General features: G+C 63.5%; 12 protein-coding genes. 4 read left to right on the top strand and 8 right to left on the bottom strand.

Features of this window, described 5'->3' with window-relative positions:
* Positions 1-3 precede the first annotated feature (3 nt).
* Positions 4-816 (top strand): ABC transporter permease, encoded by an 813-nt coding sequence (locus tag ABIA42_RS25500; RefSeq protein WP_271529618.1) that lies wholly within the window; start codon positions 4-6, stop codon positions 814-816.
* 18 nt (positions 817-834) lie between these two features.
* Positions 835-1,077: a hypothetical protein gene (locus tag ABIA42_RS25495; RefSeq protein ID WP_271529617.1), complete on the top strand. Its 243-nt coding sequence runs from the start codon at positions 835-837 to the stop codon at positions 1,075-1,077.
* A gap of 46 nt (positions 1,078-1,123) precedes the next feature.
* Here the strand turns inward: ABIA42_RS25495 and ABIA42_RS25490 are convergent, their stop codons facing one another.
* The 4 genes from ABIA42_RS25490 to ABIA42_RS25475 form a co-directional block, all read right to left on the bottom strand.
* Positions 1,124-1,975 carry a carbohydrate ABC transporter permease gene (locus tag ABIA42_RS25490; RefSeq protein ID WP_028178649.1) on the bottom strand — a complete coding sequence of 284 codons (852 nt, stop codon included), beginning with the start codon at positions 1,973-1,975 and terminating at the stop codon, positions 1,124-1,126.
* Positions 1,972-2,844 carry a carbohydrate ABC transporter permease gene (locus tag ABIA42_RS25485; protein WP_194389795.1) on the bottom strand — a complete coding sequence of 291 codons (873 nt, stop codon included), beginning with the start codon at positions 2,842-2,844 and terminating at the stop codon, positions 1,972-1,974. The genes ABIA42_RS25490 and ABIA42_RS25485 overlap by 4 nt, the downstream gene beginning before the upstream one ends.
* A 94-nt stretch (positions 2,845-2,938) precedes the next feature.
* Positions 2,939-4,324: an ABC transporter substrate-binding protein gene (locus ABIA42_RS25480; RefSeq protein WP_271529616.1), complete on the bottom strand. Its 1,386-nt coding sequence runs from the start codon at positions 4,322-4,324 to the stop codon at positions 2,939-2,941.
* A gap of 251 nt (positions 4,325-4,575) precedes the next feature.
* The gene (locus tag ABIA42_RS25475) at positions 4,576-6,504 is read right to left on the bottom strand and encodes an AsmA family protein (RefSeq protein WP_370123928.1); all 1,929 of its coding nucleotides are present in this window, start codon (positions 6,502-6,504) and stop codon (positions 4,576-4,578) included.
* Positions 6,505-6,775: 271 nt separating this feature from the next.
* On the opposite strand from ABIA42_RS25475, the gene ABIA42_RS25470 reads away from it, so the two are divergent.
* Positions 6,776-7,513 (top strand): CoA transferase subunit A, encoded by a 738-nt coding sequence (locus ABIA42_RS25470; RefSeq protein WP_271529615.1) that lies wholly within the window; start codon positions 6,776-6,778, stop codon positions 7,511-7,513.
* Positions 7,513-8,163, top strand: a complete 651-nt coding sequence (locus tag ABIA42_RS25465) for a CoA transferase subunit B (protein ID WP_271529614.1) — start codon at positions 7,513-7,515, stop codon at positions 8,161-8,163. Before ABIA42_RS25470 ends, ABIA42_RS25465 begins: the two co-directional genes overlap by 1 nt.
* A gap of 131 nt (positions 8,164-8,294) precedes the next feature.
* On the opposite strand, the gene ABIA42_RS25460 is transcribed toward ABIA42_RS25465, so the two are convergent.
* The 4 genes from ABIA42_RS25460 to nirK form a co-directional block, all read right to left on the bottom strand.
* On the bottom strand, positions 8,295-9,941 hold the full coding sequence (locus ABIA42_RS25460) for an iron ABC transporter permease (protein WP_271529613.1): 1,647 nt from the start codon (positions 9,939-9,941) through the stop codon (positions 8,295-8,297).
* A 55-nt stretch (positions 9,942-9,996) separates the two neighbouring features.
* On the bottom strand, positions 9,997-11,022 hold the full coding sequence (locus ABIA42_RS25455; protein ID WP_370119953.1) for a Fe(3+) ABC transporter substrate-binding protein: 1,026 nt from the start codon (positions 11,020-11,022) through the stop codon (positions 9,997-9,999).
* Between the two features lie 175 nt (positions 11,023-11,197).
* Positions 11,198-12,076 carry an SUMF1/EgtB/PvdO family nonheme iron enzyme gene (locus ABIA42_RS25450; protein WP_271529611.1) on the bottom strand — a complete coding sequence of 293 codons (879 nt, stop codon included), beginning with the start codon at positions 12,074-12,076 and terminating at the stop codon, positions 11,198-11,200.
* A gap of 52 nt (positions 12,077-12,128) precedes the next feature.
* Positions 12,129-13,226, bottom strand: coding sequence for a copper-containing nitrite reductase (nirK, locus tag ABIA42_RS25445; protein ID WP_370119957.1), 1,098 nt, complete (start codon positions 13,224-13,226; stop codon positions 12,129-12,131).
* Between the last annotated feature and the right edge of the window lie 435 nt (positions 13,227-13,661).

Here is a 13,661-nt window from a genome sequence, read left to right as displayed (position 1 = left end):
GCGATGCACAAGCTCTCCCGCCTGTCCCGCTTCAACATCGCCTCGCTCGCGCTGGGGCTGGCATTCCTTTATTTGCCGATCCTGATCCTCGTCATCTATTCCTTCAATGGCTCGCGGCTGGTGACGGTGTGGGGCGGCTGGTCGCTGCGCTGGTATCACGAGTTCTTCAATGATCGCGCCATGATCGAGGCGGCCTGGATGAGCCTGCGGGTCGCGGTTGCCTCCGCGACGATCGCGACGCTGCTCGGGACGCTCGCCGCGGTGGCGCTGTCGCGCGGAGAGAGGTTCCGCGGCCGCACGTTGTTCTCCGGCATGCTCTATGCGCCGCTGGTGATGCCGGAGGTGATCACCGGCTTGTCGCTGCTGCTGCTGTTCGTCGCGCTGAACGCCGAGCGCGGCTTCTGGACGGTGACGATCGCCCATACCACGCTGACGATGTGCTTCGTCGCCGTGGTCGTGCAGTCCCGCCTCGGCTCGCTCGATCGCTCGCTGGAGGAGGCGGCGATGGACCTTGGCTGCGACCCGATGCGCGCCTTTCTCTCGGTGACGCTGCCGCTGATCGCGCCCGCGATCGTCGCGGGCTGGATGCTGGCGTTCACGCTCTCGCTCGACGATCTCGTGATCGCGAGCTTCACCACCGGCCCCGGCTCGGCAACGCTGCCGATCAGGATCTATTCGGAGGTGCGTCTCGGGGTGAAGCCGGAGATCAACGCGATCTGCACGCTGGTGATCGCCCTGATCGCGGTTGTCATCGTCGTCGCTTCGCTCGCCTCGAAACTATCGAGTTCGCAGGGCGAGAGCGCCGCGCCGCTGTAGTGTTATCGGAGAGCAACGATGAATCGTGCCGAAGAATGGCGTAAACTGGAAGAGGCTCTGACAAACCTCGTAGGCTCGATGTCGTCTCAACTCTCTATCAGAGACTGCGCGCTACTGGCGGAGTTTATCGACAATCGAGAATTTGGTGTCGCGCTGGAATGGCTGCACTCTTCAGTCGTGGAAAATCGTCTCCAGCCCTCAGCGAGCCAGAAACTTGAGGTTCAACGATTGGCGAAGATGATGGACATCGACCTGCCGTAGCGGTTGCTACGACAGGTATGTGGAATGACGTACGGCGAGATCGAGACTACGACTTCACCGCGCCCGCCGTCAGCCCGCCCACCATGTAGCGGCGGAAGGCGTAATAGACCGCGGCCGGCGGCAGCGCGTAGATGAAGCCGGTGGTCATGAGCAGCTCCCACGGCGAATCGTCGGCGGCAAGGAAGTTGCCGAGTGCGACGGGGAGGGTGATCTCGCGGTCGTTCGAGAGCAGCAGGAACGCGTAGAGATATTCGTTCCAGGCCAGCAGCACCGCATAGGTGCCGATCGCGACCAGCGAGGGCATCATCAGCGGCAAATAGACCAGGCGGAAGATCTGCAGCGTCGTGGCGCCGTCCATGACGGCGGCCTCGTCCAGCTCGACCGGCAGCTTGTCGGAGGCCTGCTTCAGCACCCAGATCGCGTAGGGACTCGCGATCGTCACCATGGCCAGGATCAGCGACCAGTGATTGTTGAGCAGGCCGTAATTGCCCATGGTTCGGTACATCGGCACGGCGAGGAACGCCGCGGGGATGAAATAAGTGAAGAGCGCGAGGTTCAACACCGTGCGCCCGCCCGGCACCTTCAGCCGCGAGATCGAGAACGCCGCCGCGGTCGCGATGAACAATGTCAGCACGCCGACGGAGACCGCGATCACGGTCGAATTCCAGAACTGAATGTAGAAGTCGCGAAGGAAGTAATGCTGCTGCTTGAACACGATCTCGAAATTGTGCAGCGTCGGGTGATCCGGCCACAGCTTGCCCGAGAACGCGTCCTCCTTCGGGGAGATCGCGAACAGGAACATGTGATAGATCGGGATCATCGTCCACAAGAAGACGGGGATGCCGATCAGCAGCAGCCGCGCTTCGGTTCCGACTTCGCGCAAGGAGGGGAGCTTCATCGCGACAACCGTTTCATCATGAAGTACACGAGCGGCAGGACGAACGGCATCGCGCAGACGATCGATGCCATGGCCAGCGAGAGCTGGTCGAGCCGGAGATAGCGGATGCCGAGCGTCGCCAGCACGTGCGTGAGGTCGGCCGGGCCGCCGCCGGTGAGCAGGTAGACGCTGTTGAAATCGCCGAGCGTCCATATCATCGAGAGCAGCGTGCAGGTGACGTAGAGCGTCTGCATCGACGGCCAGGTGATGTAGCGGAATTTCTGCCACCAGCTCGCGCCGTCCACCTCGGCGGCCTCGAACAGATCGTGCGAGATCGCGAGGCGCCCGGTGATCAGGATCAGCGTCCAGAACGGCAGCGACTTCCAGATATGTACGGCGATCGCCATGGTCAGCGCCACCGTCGGATCGTTCAGCCAGTTCGGGCCGTCATCGCCGGTCAAGGAGAAGATATAGTGGTTGATCATGCCCCATTCGGGATTGAGCATGAAGCGCACCGACAGGATGGTCGGGATCGACGGCACCGCCCAGGGCAGGATGAAGATCACCGAGAGCCACTTGATCCAGGTGCGCTGCTGGGCGAAGAAGCCGGACAGGAACAGCGCGATCAGCATCTTGATGTTGATGCCGATGACCAGGAAGATCAGCGTGTTGACCGCGGCGCGCGCAAAGATCGGATCATTGTAGAGCGCCACATAATTCGACGGGGCCCGCGCCAGCCACAACCCGTAGCAGACGGGATAGACGACGAAGGCAAGGAAAACGAGCAGATAGGGCGCGAGCAGCACGATGCCCCAGACCTGCGCCGGGGTCAGCCGCGACGACAAGGGCGGGCCGGGGATTGCCTGATCGCCAGAGAGCGTGATCGCCATTCTTTTCGGACTCTTCAAAGAGAAGCCGGCCGCGTAACGCGGCCGGTATTGTTCTTACTCCTCTCCCCGCACAGCGGGGAGAGGGAAGGTTGGCTTAACCCGCGACCTGCTTGATGCGGGCGATCAGTTCGTCGACGGCCTTGTCGACCGGAACCTTCTCGCTGACCACGCGGTTCATCGCCTTCGCCCACACGTTCTCGTTGTTGAGGATCGTGAACTTCCAGTTCTTGGTGAAATCGAACGCGGCGGTGCCGCCCTTGAACTGCGCGTAGACGGCCTTGCGGTGCTTGTCAGCCTGCCAGAACGGGCTTTCCTGGCTTTCCTTGGTCACCGGGAACCAGCGGCCGAGCGCGCCTTCGATGTAGGGACGGACGTTATCTTCCTGGAGCAGGAAGCTGATGAACTGCTTGGCCTCGGCCTTGTTCTTGGCCGCGGTGAACACCAGTCCGGTCTTGACGTCCGAGCGGTAGCGGATGGTCGAACCATCCGGCGCCTTTGGGAAGGATGCCGTGATGATGTCCTGCTCATAGGCCTTCTTGCCGGCGTCGCGCTGCTCCTGGGTGAGCGCCTGGTTCTGCGAGTCCTCGAACCACTTCGCCGCGATCGAGATCGTGAAGTTGTGAGTCATCACGATGGTCTTGTTGTGGAACGCGACGTTGTTGTCGGGATCCTTCCAGGTGGTCGAGGAGGGCGGGGTGCAGCCCTTGATGTAGGTGTCGGTATAGTCCTTCATCGCCTTGATCAGGCCGTCGCGGACCTTCGGGTCGTCGACCAGCAACTTGCCGTCGTCGTCGACCAGCTTGACGTGGTAGGCATCCATGAAGGTGTAGAACGACTGGAAGGAGTCGGTGGATTCCACGCCCATCGGCTGGCCGACGGCGTAGATGCGCTGGCCGGTGGCCTTGCGGATCGCCGGCTGCACCTTGTCGCACCAGAACGTCCAATAGCCCGTCCAGTCGTTCGGGATGTCGCTCTGCTTGAAGCCGGCCTTCTCCAGCATGTCGTTCCAGATCTGGACGTGCATGCTCTGCTGCTTCAGCGGAAAGCCGTAATAGGCCTTCTTCTTGGCGACGTCATTGTAGAGGATCGACGCATCGAGCGTGTTCTGCACGAACCGGCCCTTGATCGGCTCCATGACGTCCGTGAGATCCTCAAGCTTGCCCTCATAGGCCCACTTGCCCTGCGCCTGCACGTCGTAGGAATCGGAATAGGCGACATCGGGAACCGTGCCGGCATCGAGCGCCGCGACCGTCTTCGGAATCATGTCCTGGATCGCGTATTGCGACAATTCGACCTTGATGCCGGTCTTGGCTTCGAATTTCTTGATCGTCTCGATCAGCGCGTCGTCTTCGGAGCGATAGAAGCCCTTGCCCCACCAGACCGTGATTGTCTTCTGCTGTGCAAAGGCGGGTGCAGTGGCAGCAAAAAGCCCGGCCGCAGCGATTGCCAATGATACTGCGCCAATTACCTTGGATCTCACGTTTTTCTCCCTCAAACGGCCGGTGTTTTTAACCGGTCATATAAAACACTAGCGCAGGATGGTAGCGCAATCAACGCATCTTGTCAGACCTGGGTCGTGGGGTGTTGGGCCAGAGCAGATGCTCAACGCGTGGATCGATCCAATCGCCGCATCAATTCGGCCGGATCAACTCGCGATGGTCGGCCAACACCGGAGAGGCGCCGTCCTCAGTTGAAACTCACCTGAGTCGGACGTCAGCTTAGTTTGACTTGTTAGTTGGACTTGGCGGTCTCTTTAGAATTTTCCGCCGTCGGCGCTTCCGCCGGCGCGGGACGCTTTCCGCTTCCCGTGATGCGCTCGATCGCGGAGCGCACGGCATCGCCTCCCTTGCGGTCCTTCAGCATGTCAAGCAGCGGCGCGGAGGCCGGCGAGCGGCGGATCAGGCTTTCCGGATCGGGGAAGATCAGCGGATCGTCCCAAGGGCCCTGCACCACGAACGGCAATTCGAATCCCGAGGCGCTGTTGAGGCTCGCCACGCCTTTCATGTCGTATTCGCGCGTCGGCACCGAGGCGGTGCCGGTGAGCGTGATCTTCGCCGCCGGCCCTTCGACGCGGATGTCCTCGGCGGTGGCGATGCCGTCGGAGAATTTCACGGCGATGGTGAGATTGGTGTAGGGCGTCGAGCCGTTGCGGAAATTGCCGCCGCCCGACAGCGGCCGCCGCTCCAGCCGCTTCAGGAGCTGCTCGGCGTTGAAGCCCGCGATCGCACCGTCATGACCGGTCACGGTGGCGCTTCCGTCGAGTGACTGCACGAGGCCGAACGGGCTCGATCCGGAGGCGAGGAGTGCGACGTTGATGTTGCCGCGGCCCGACAGCTTGTTGAGGCCGAACAGTTCGGTGGCGCAGGCCTGGAGATCGACGTCGGTGAACTGGAATTGCGCCTTGATGTCGGCGACGGTGTCGGACCGCGCGATGCCGAACGAGCCCTTTGCGATCCCGCCATAGACCTGCGCCTCGCCGACCGAGAGCGCCAGCGTGCCGTTGCGCAAATTGGCGCCGATCGCGGTGCGGCCGAGCTTCGTCGGCCCGACCGTCAGCTTGGCCGCGGACAGGCGCATGTCGAGGTCGGTGGTCGACAATCCGTTGAGATCGAACAGCTGCCGGTTCCAGTCGCGCGCGCCGCTCGCGAGCAGGCGGAACGTCGAGATATAAGGCGTGAAGTCGAGCGCGTCGGCGGCGAGTGTCGCCTGCAGCGTCTGCCGGCCGTTATTGGCGTAGGTCATGACGCCCTCGGCGGCATTGCCGTCGAGCTCGACATTGACATTGGTGAGCGCGATCGAGGCGCCGACGACGTTGGCGCGCGCCTTCAGCGCGAAGCGGCCGAAGCCGCCGCTGCCGGGCTGCGGCTGCCCGGTCCAGCGCAGTGCGTTGCGCAAGGACGGGCTGTCGACGGTGAGCGTGCCTTCCATCATGGGGCTGGTGCGATTGGCGACGCTGCCGTCGAAGGCGAGCTTGAGCGGCGCGCTGGCGATCCGCGCCTTCAGGCCGGACCGGTCGCCGGAGAGGGCGGCGACGAAATCGGAAAAGCTGATCGAGCCGTCGACGCGCTCGCCGCGCCAGTCGAACTGTCCGGTCGCGGCAAAGGAGCGCGAGATCGAAGGCCAGGCCAGCGACAGGTCGATGTCCTCGAGCTTCTCGGTGGCATGCGTGGCGGCGTCCTCGTAGTCGAGCACGCCGTCCTGGATCCGGATTTCGGAGAACGAGACCTGGTTCTCGGCCCCGGGCTTCATGGTGCGCGCGATGGTCTGGATGAAGGGCGTCCAGTTGCTCTCGCCGTCCGGCTTGAGGCTGACATGGATGCGCGGACGCAGCAGCATCAGGTCTGCGATCTCGAACCGCTGCAGCAGCAGCGGCAGCAGCCGCAGATTCGCGGTGAGCACGTCGACCTGGAGCGCTGGCGTGCTGGTGCCGCCGCCCTTGAGGCCGACGTCGTGGAAGGAGATGTAGCTCGCCGGCAGCACCGAAATGTCGATGCTGCCTGCGACATTGAGCTCCAGCCCGGTGACGTCGCGGATCTGCGCTTCGACCGCCTTGCGCAGCGCGTCGCGGTTGATGAGCCAGGAGGTCGCGATCAGGGCGATCAGCGCGACGCCGAGCAGCGCCGCGATCGGCGTCCCGAGGCGCTTCATTCCTTGGGCCATGGTCAATGGCATGTCCTGATCGGGTTGGTCGTTGGAGCCAGAGGGCGGGCCGGGAAACCTGCGCGCCCACACCCAACCCCCGCAACTTGATGGGTTTTCTTGACGCTTTCAAGGCCGCTGCACGGTTATGCCCACGGCGTGGGCAGCTTCTACCACCCAGCGGCGCAGCGGAGAACCCCGTATCATTGACGGCTTCGGACGATTTCGCCTAATAATCGCCGCCAATAAGGCGCGATGCCTGCAAGCCGAAGGTTCAGTCGAGGTTTTTTGCATGAACAAGGTCTATCCCGACGCCAAGTCGGCGCTCGACGGCATTCTAAAAGACAACATGATGATCATGTCGGGTGGCTTCGGCCTCTGCGGCATTGCCGAGGAGCTGTCGGACGCGATCCGGGAGTCCGGTGTCAAGGGCCTGACGGTGGTCTCCAACAATGCCGGCGTCGACGGCATCGGCCTCAGCCGCCTTCTCGAAACCCGTCAGATCAAGAAGATGATCTCGTCCTATGTCGGCGAGAACAAGCTGTTCGCCCAGCAATTCCTCGCCGGGGAACTGGAACTCGAATTCAATCCGCAGGGCACGCTGGCCGAGCGCATCCGCGCGGGCGGCGCCGGCATTCCGGCCTTCTACACCAAGACCGGCGTCGGCACGCTGATCGCCGAAGGCAAGGAAGTGAAGGAATTCGACGGCGAGAAGTACCTGATGGAGCGCGGCCTGTTCGCCGACCTCGCCATCGTGCACGCCTGGAAGGGCGACACCGCCGGCAACCTCATCTACCGCAAGACCGCGCGCAATTTTAACCCGATGATGGCGACCGCCGCGAAGATCACGGTGGCCGAGGTCGAGCATCTGGTTCCGGCCGGTGAACTCAATCCCGACCACATTCACACGCCCGGCATCTTCGTGAAGCGCATCGTCGAGGTCGGCACGGCCAAGAAGCGCATCGAATTCCGCAACACCCGCCCGCGCCCGACGAAGGCGCCGGCGGCCGGCACTGGAGTTGAAATCTGATGGCCTGGACCCGTGAACAGATGGCCGCGCGCGCCGCGAAGGAGTTGCGTGACGGCTATTACGTCAATCTCGGCATCGGCATCCCGACGCTGGTCTCGAACTACATCCCGGACGGCATGGACGTCAGCCTGCAGAGCGAGAACGGCATGCTCGGCATGGGCCCGTTCCCGTATGAGGGCGAGGAGGACGCCGATCTCATCAACGCCGGCAAGCAGACCGTGAGCGAGCTGCCCTCGACCTCGTATTTCTCGAGCGCGGATTCCTTCGGCATGATCCGCGGCGGTCACATGGACCTGTCGATCTTGGGTGCCATGCAGGTGGCCCAGAACGGCGATCTCGCCAACTGGATGATCCCCGGCAAGATGGTCAAGGGCATGGGCGGCGCGATGGATCTCGTCGCCGGCGTCAAGCGCGTCATCGTGGTGATGGAGCATTCGGCCAAGGACGGCGCCAAGCTCCTGAAGCAGTGTAACCTGCCGCTGACCGGCGAGCGCGTGGTCGACATGGTCGTCACTGATCTGGCCGTCTTCACCATCGACAAGCATGGCAATGGCGGCATGGCGCTGATCGAGCTCGCCGACGGCGTTTCGCTCGACGAGGTCAAGGCCAAGACCGAAGCGGAATTCCGCGTCGCGCTGAAGAACACGTAAGCGGGAAACGCTGGGGCGCGCAACACAATACGGTCTGCGCGTCCTTACGATTTTGGTTCAGTGATCAGGTCGGGCGATAACAACTCGATTGGTCGAAGCACCACGGGTGCTCGGACGATGTGCCCATGCCTTCAAGCGGGACCGCTCGGCACCTCGGAGAACCGGGTCAGCCAGACAACCGGGCCGATGCTGGCAGCGATGATCAGGAGGGCCGCGAGCGCGCCGTCCTCGAAATTGCCGCGGCTTGCGAACTGGTAGATCGACGTCGACAGCGTTTCGACGTTGAGGGGCCGCAAGAGCAGCGTTGCCGGGAGCTCCTTCAGGCAGTCGACGAACATGATGATGACGGCGCCAAGCATCGCGGGCCGGAGCAACGGCAGATAGATCTGCCTCAACATGACCGCCTGGCCCGCGCCGACCGTGCGTGCGCTCTCGTCATAGTCGCGCGGAATGCTGTCGAACCCGGCCTTGATCATGCCGACCGGCACCGCCAGAAAGCGAATCATGTAGGCGATGACGACGGCCGTCCCGGAGCCGACCAGGATCAGCCCCGGCAGCGAACGTCCCGTCCAGGCAGCGATCGCGCTCAGCGCGTTGTCGACCGCCAGTACGGGGGTCAGCAGGCCGAGGGCAATCACGAGACCCGGCAGCGCGTAGCCGGTTTGCGCGATGCTCATCGCCACATATCGCAGAGGATCGGGCCGAAAGCGGTGCGCGATCGTCGTGGCGAGCGCAAGCATCAGCGCCATGAGCGTCGCGAGCGCTGCATAGGCAAACGAATGGAAGGTGTGGCGCCACAGGAGCGGGTCGAAATTTGCAAGCAGTCCGCGACCGAGAGCCTGATGCGCCAGATAGAACAGCGGCACGACGAAGCCGATCAGCACCGGCAGCACGCAGACCGCGAACGCGATCCACGCTCTTGCGCCCGAAAGCGGGGTTCGCTGCCTCACATGCGGGCTTTCGGCCGAGAATTCGGCGTTGGCGTTGCGACGGCCGTAACGCTCCATCGCGATCAGGCCGGCGACGATCGCAAGCATCAGGCATGCGAGTTGCGCCGCACCGGCGAGGCTGCCGCGGTTGAGCCAGGTGGTGAAGATCGAGACCGTCAGCGTGCGGATGCCGAGATATTCGCTGGCGCCGATGTCGTTGAGCGTTTCCAGCGCGACCAGCGCCACGCCGACCGCGAGCGCCGGCCGCGCCATCGGCAGTGAAACGCGCCAGAAAACGGTCCATCGGCCGGCCCCCAGCGTCCTAGCCGCCTCGGCGAATTCGGCAGACTGAACCTGAAACGTCGCGCGCGCCGACAGATAGACGTAAGGATAGAGCACTAGCCCGATCACGAAGATGGCGCCCGGCAGCGAGCGCAGGTTGGGCAGATGGCCGAGGGCATCGCGCAACGGCAGCCAGATTGCGAGGGTGCGGTGCACCAGGCCGAGCGGTTCGAACAGGTCGGCATAGACGTAAGCCGCAAGATAGGTCGGAATCGCCAGCGGCAGCGGCATCAGCCACAGGAGCATGCCCCGGCCGGGAAAATCGTGGCGCGATATCACCCATGCAGTGCCGGCGCCGATCAGAAGTGTGAGCGCGCCGACCCCGACGAGCAGAAGCGCGGTGTCCAGGAGGGCGGCCGGCAGCACGTAGTTGATCAGGTCGTGCCACACATCGGGCGCCGGCTGCAGAGCCAGCGAAACGATCGAGATCACGGGCGCCGCGACCAGGATCGCGGTTGCGATCGCGATTGCGGTCGCGGCGCGCCCGGCGTGGGCGCGGCCTCTCAAACGAGGCCGTGCGCCCGAAGCTTCTGCCAGTTTGAGAGACGAGGGCCGCCAGAGATCAGTTGTCAAAGCCGACCTTGTCCACCAGCGAGGCCGCAGCCTTGCGGTTGGCGGCGATCTTTGCGATCGGCAACGGATCTGGGCCGAGCTTGCCGTAGCCCGCGATGGTAGAGTTGATGGCGACACCGGCGCGAACTGGGTATTCGTAATTCTGGTCGGCATACATCTGCTGCGCCTGCTCGCTGACGAGCCACTCGATCAGCTTGATGCCGTTGGCCTTGTTGGGCGCGTGCTTGGCGAGCAGCACGCCGGAGAGGTTGACGTGGGTGCCGCCGCCCTCGAAGGTCGGCAGGATGACGCGGGTCGCCTCCGCCCACGGTTTCTTCTCGGGATCGTTGTTGATCATCAGCGCCCAGTAATAGGTGTTGCCGATGCCGATGTCGCACTTGCCAGCGGCAACGTCACGGGCGGCTTCGCGATCGCCGCCCGACGGCTTCTGCGCGAGATTGGCCTTCATGCCGCGCAGCCATTCCTCGGCCTTGGCCTCACCGTACTTGGCCGTGTAGGCCGCGAACAGGGCGTTGTTGTAGATGTGCTGGCCCGAGCGAATGCAGATCTTGCCCTTCCACTTGGGATCGGCGAGCTCCTCATAGGTGATCTTGTCCTGCTTGACGCGTTCCTTCGAGGCATAGATCACGCGCGCGCGCATGGAGATGCCGGCCCAGTGTCCGTCCGGATCGCGATACTGGGCCGGCACGACCTTGTCGACCACCTCCGACTTGATCGGCTGGGTGACGCCGGCCTGCACTGCCTCGTCGATGCGGCCGATGTCCACCGTCAGCAGCACGTCGGCCGGGCTGTTGGCGCCTTCCGCCTTCATGCGCTGCTCCAGACCGGAGCTTGCGGAGACGACATTGACCTTGATGCCCGTATCCTTGCTGAAGGCGTCGAACAGCGGTTGGATCAGCTTGGTCTCGCGATAGGTATAGACGTTGACCTCGCCATTGGCGGCTGCCTTCGACACGAAGGACGAGGTCAGGCTCAACACCGCCGCGGACGCGGCGAGGACGCGAAGATTGATCATAAGGGCTGCTCCAGGCGCGCGATTGAACGCCCGATTGAGTAGCGCAGGCGATGCGGCAACGTCAGCGACGCGATGTCGCGAGGGCTATGACTTAGAGGGATTCCATTATTGCTTTTAGATCGATTCTAATTAGTGGATTGAGACGTTGACGGGAAAACGATGCGCGCCGCTATGATTATGATCTTGCCGGCCACGTCTTGCTCAGGCGCTGCGACACGCTGAGCAGCCATGACATCTCCTCGCGCACCAGGCGGAAGCCGAGATTGGCGGGCGGCACGCCCTGAGCACAGCCGCCCGCGCGAGCGTCGCGGATGAAATCGGTGACATAGGCGCGGTGGGCACCTTCGGCGATACGCACCCCGCAGTTCACGGTCGGGCGGCCGGCATTGCCGGCCTCGTCGACACGCGAGCGCACGAAGCAGCTCGAGGTCCACTCCCAGACGTTGCCGGCGAGATCTTCGATGCCGTGCTCGTTCTGGCCGAATTTGCCGAACGGATAGGCCGTGGTGTCGGTGAGGTCGCGTTCGGATTCACGCTCATAGCGGCTGATCCAGCGTTTCGAAGGGTCGCTTGCATCGACCGGCACACCATCATCCTTGAATCTGGAGCCGGCGGCAAACGCCCATTCCTCGTCGCTCGGCAGGCGGTAATGCCGGCCGGTCTTGCGCGACAGCCAGCCTGCATAGGCTTCGGCATCGTGCCAGCTCACCTGCACTGCGGGGCGATCGGGCGCGATCGCCACGTCGCGATCGAGCGCGCGGCAGGCGCCATCCTGCACGCAAAGTCGATAGTCGGATGAGGAGACCTGATTTCGCATGATGTGCAGCGGCCGATCCATCCGCAGGGTGCGCAGCGGCGCTTCCGCCTGCTGGCCGCCGCGTGTGAAATCGCCGGCTTCGCGATATGAGAAGCTGCCGGGAGCGACCTCGACCATGGCCGGCTCGCCTCCCGCATTATGCGTCGCCATCTCGGAAACCAGAGGCGCAACGGCCAGCGGCCCCGCAAGCCCGGCCGCGCAGGCGAGCGCCAGTTTGAGCTTGAATGCGATCAGCATGGTCGTTCCCCGAAACAAGAAGGGGCCGGTGATGACCGGCCCCTTGTCGCGTCTAGTTGGTGCTGGCAGGCGGTATTTCGGCAGGCGCCTTCACCTGGGTCATCAGATCGTCGTTCCATTTGCCTTCGACCTTGAAGTGCGCGGTGGCGCCGAGATCGGCCGCCTCGATCAAATTATGCGTGACATAGGCATAGATGCCGGGCTGCTGGAATTTGTACAGCGCCGCTCCCGCCGACCCGCCGCGGATGAACCAGGTCTCGAGCCCGACCTCGGGTGCATTGCCGAACTTGCCGGTCTCCCAGACATAATCGCCATGGCCGCCGATCAGATGGGGACGGCTGTCGCGATTGGCCTGCGAATGCACGATCAGCACGTTGTCGCCGACCTTGGCGGTGAGCGCATTCTTGCCGGTGAGCGCGCCGACCTTGCCGTTGAACACGACATGGGTGGGGATCAGCTTCTTCATCACCTCTTCGGTCTCGGTGAAGGCTTCGCCGGGCGAGTCGTAGGACCTGAAATTGCCCTTCTCGTCACGCGGCACGTACATGTCCTGCTCGCCGATATAGTAGACCTTGTCGTATTTCAGCGCTCGGCCCTTGCCGTCGTTCAGCCCGTCGCGCGGCAGCACCATCACGGCACCGTTCATGCCGGAGACGACGTGCCAGGGGATCATCGGGCCGCCCGGTGCGCAATGATAGACGAACACGCCGGTCTTGGTCGCCTTCCAGCGCAGCACGACCTGTTCGCCGGGGTTGATGAGCGTGAGTTCGCCGCCGCCGAGCGCGCCGGTCGCGGAATGGAAGTCGATGTTGTGCGGCATGGTGTTGGTGGCGGGATTGATCAGCGTCAGCTCGACATAGTCACCCTCGTGCACGACCATGAGCGGTCCCGGCATCGAGCCGTTGAACGTCATCGCCTGGAAGGTGGTGCCCTTGTCGTCGATGACGACCTTCTTCTCCTCGACCGTCAGCTTGAACTCGACGATCTTGGGGCCCTGCGTCGTGGCCTGCTCGTGCGCGTGCACGAAGGGCGGAGCGACCAGCTCTACCTTCTGACGCGGCAGCTTGAGATCGCTGGCGGCGAAAGCCGGGGTCGCCAGCATCAGGGCGGTCGCGGCGGCGCTGATCAATGCGGCTCTGCGGGTGAACATCGGAAGCATCCTTCATCTGAAAAGGTTTTGATGACGGAATGCAGTGTGCGCCGATCGCGGCAAGCGTGTTTGCGCTGCAACAAGCTTCCGCCGGATTCACCTCCGCAACAGTGCTTAGGTACTCGGCGGAGCAGGATCGGTGATACCATTTCGATCGCGTCCGAAGGCGCGATGCGATGCGGATGTCGGGGCGAGCGAACAGCGGCCGGATAGCGGTGCGGACACTCTGACACACCATTGCTCGTTGCCGACGCGTTCGGCCTTTGCGGCAACTGGCGCCACGGATTGGCGAGCGTGACCGCAACCGCATCGGCGCTCAGCGGCAACTCGTTCGCATCTTCAAGTTGGATTGCGATCTCGGCAGGACCGACGTGCCCGGCAGGGACGTTGGCTATGGCCGGTCGTGTCGGCGGCGAAGGCAGGCGAGGTCAGGAG

It is taken from the genome of Bradyrhizobium sp. USDA 327 (assembly GCF_041262065.1).
Lineage (GTDB): Bacteria > Pseudomonadota > Alphaproteobacteria > Rhizobiales > Xanthobacteraceae > Bradyrhizobium > Bradyrhizobium liaoningense.
This window is presented reverse-complemented; position numbering and strand designations above follow the sequence as displayed.

Excerpts from the sequence above, each read along its gene's own strand:
- ABIA42_RS25450 (WP_271529611.1), bottom strand. The coding sequence starts at position 12,076 with ATGCTGATCGCATTCAAGCTCAAACTGGCGCTCGCCTGCGCGGCCGGG.
- ABIA42_RS25495 (WP_271529617.1), top strand. The coding sequence starts at position 835 with ATGAATCGTGCCGAAGAATGGCGTAAACTGGAAGAGGCTCTGACAAAC.
- ABIA42_RS25500 (WP_271529618.1), top strand. The coding sequence starts at position 4 with ATGCACAAGCTCTCCCGCCTGTCCCGCTTCAACATCGCCTCGCTCGCG.
- ABIA42_RS25485 (WP_194389795.1), bottom strand. The coding sequence starts at position 2,844 with ATGGCGATCACGCTCTCTGGCGATCAGGCAATCCCCGGCCCGCCCTTG.
- ABIA42_RS25475 (WP_370123928.1), bottom strand. The coding sequence starts at position 6,504 with ATGGCCCAAGGAATGAAGCGCCTCGGGACGCCGATCGCGGCGCTGCTC.
- ABIA42_RS25490 (WP_028178649.1), bottom strand. The coding sequence starts at position 1,975 with ATGAAGCTCCCCTCCTTGCGCGAAGTCGGAACCGAAGCGCGGCTGCTG.
- nirK (WP_370119957.1), bottom strand. The coding sequence starts at position 13,226 with ATGTTCACCCGCAGAGCCGCATTGATCAGCGCCGCCGCGACCGCCCTG.
- ABIA42_RS25465 (WP_271529614.1), top strand. The coding sequence starts at position 7,513 with ATGGCCTGGACCCGTGAACAGATGGCCGCGCGCGCCGCGAAGGAGTTG.
- ABIA42_RS25470 (WP_271529615.1), top strand. The coding sequence starts at position 6,776 with ATGAACAAGGTCTATCCCGACGCCAAGTCGGCGCTCGACGGCATTCTA.
- ABIA42_RS25455 (WP_370119953.1), bottom strand. The coding sequence starts at position 11,022 with ATGATCAATCTTCGCGTCCTCGCCGCGTCCGCGGCGGTGTTGAGCCTG.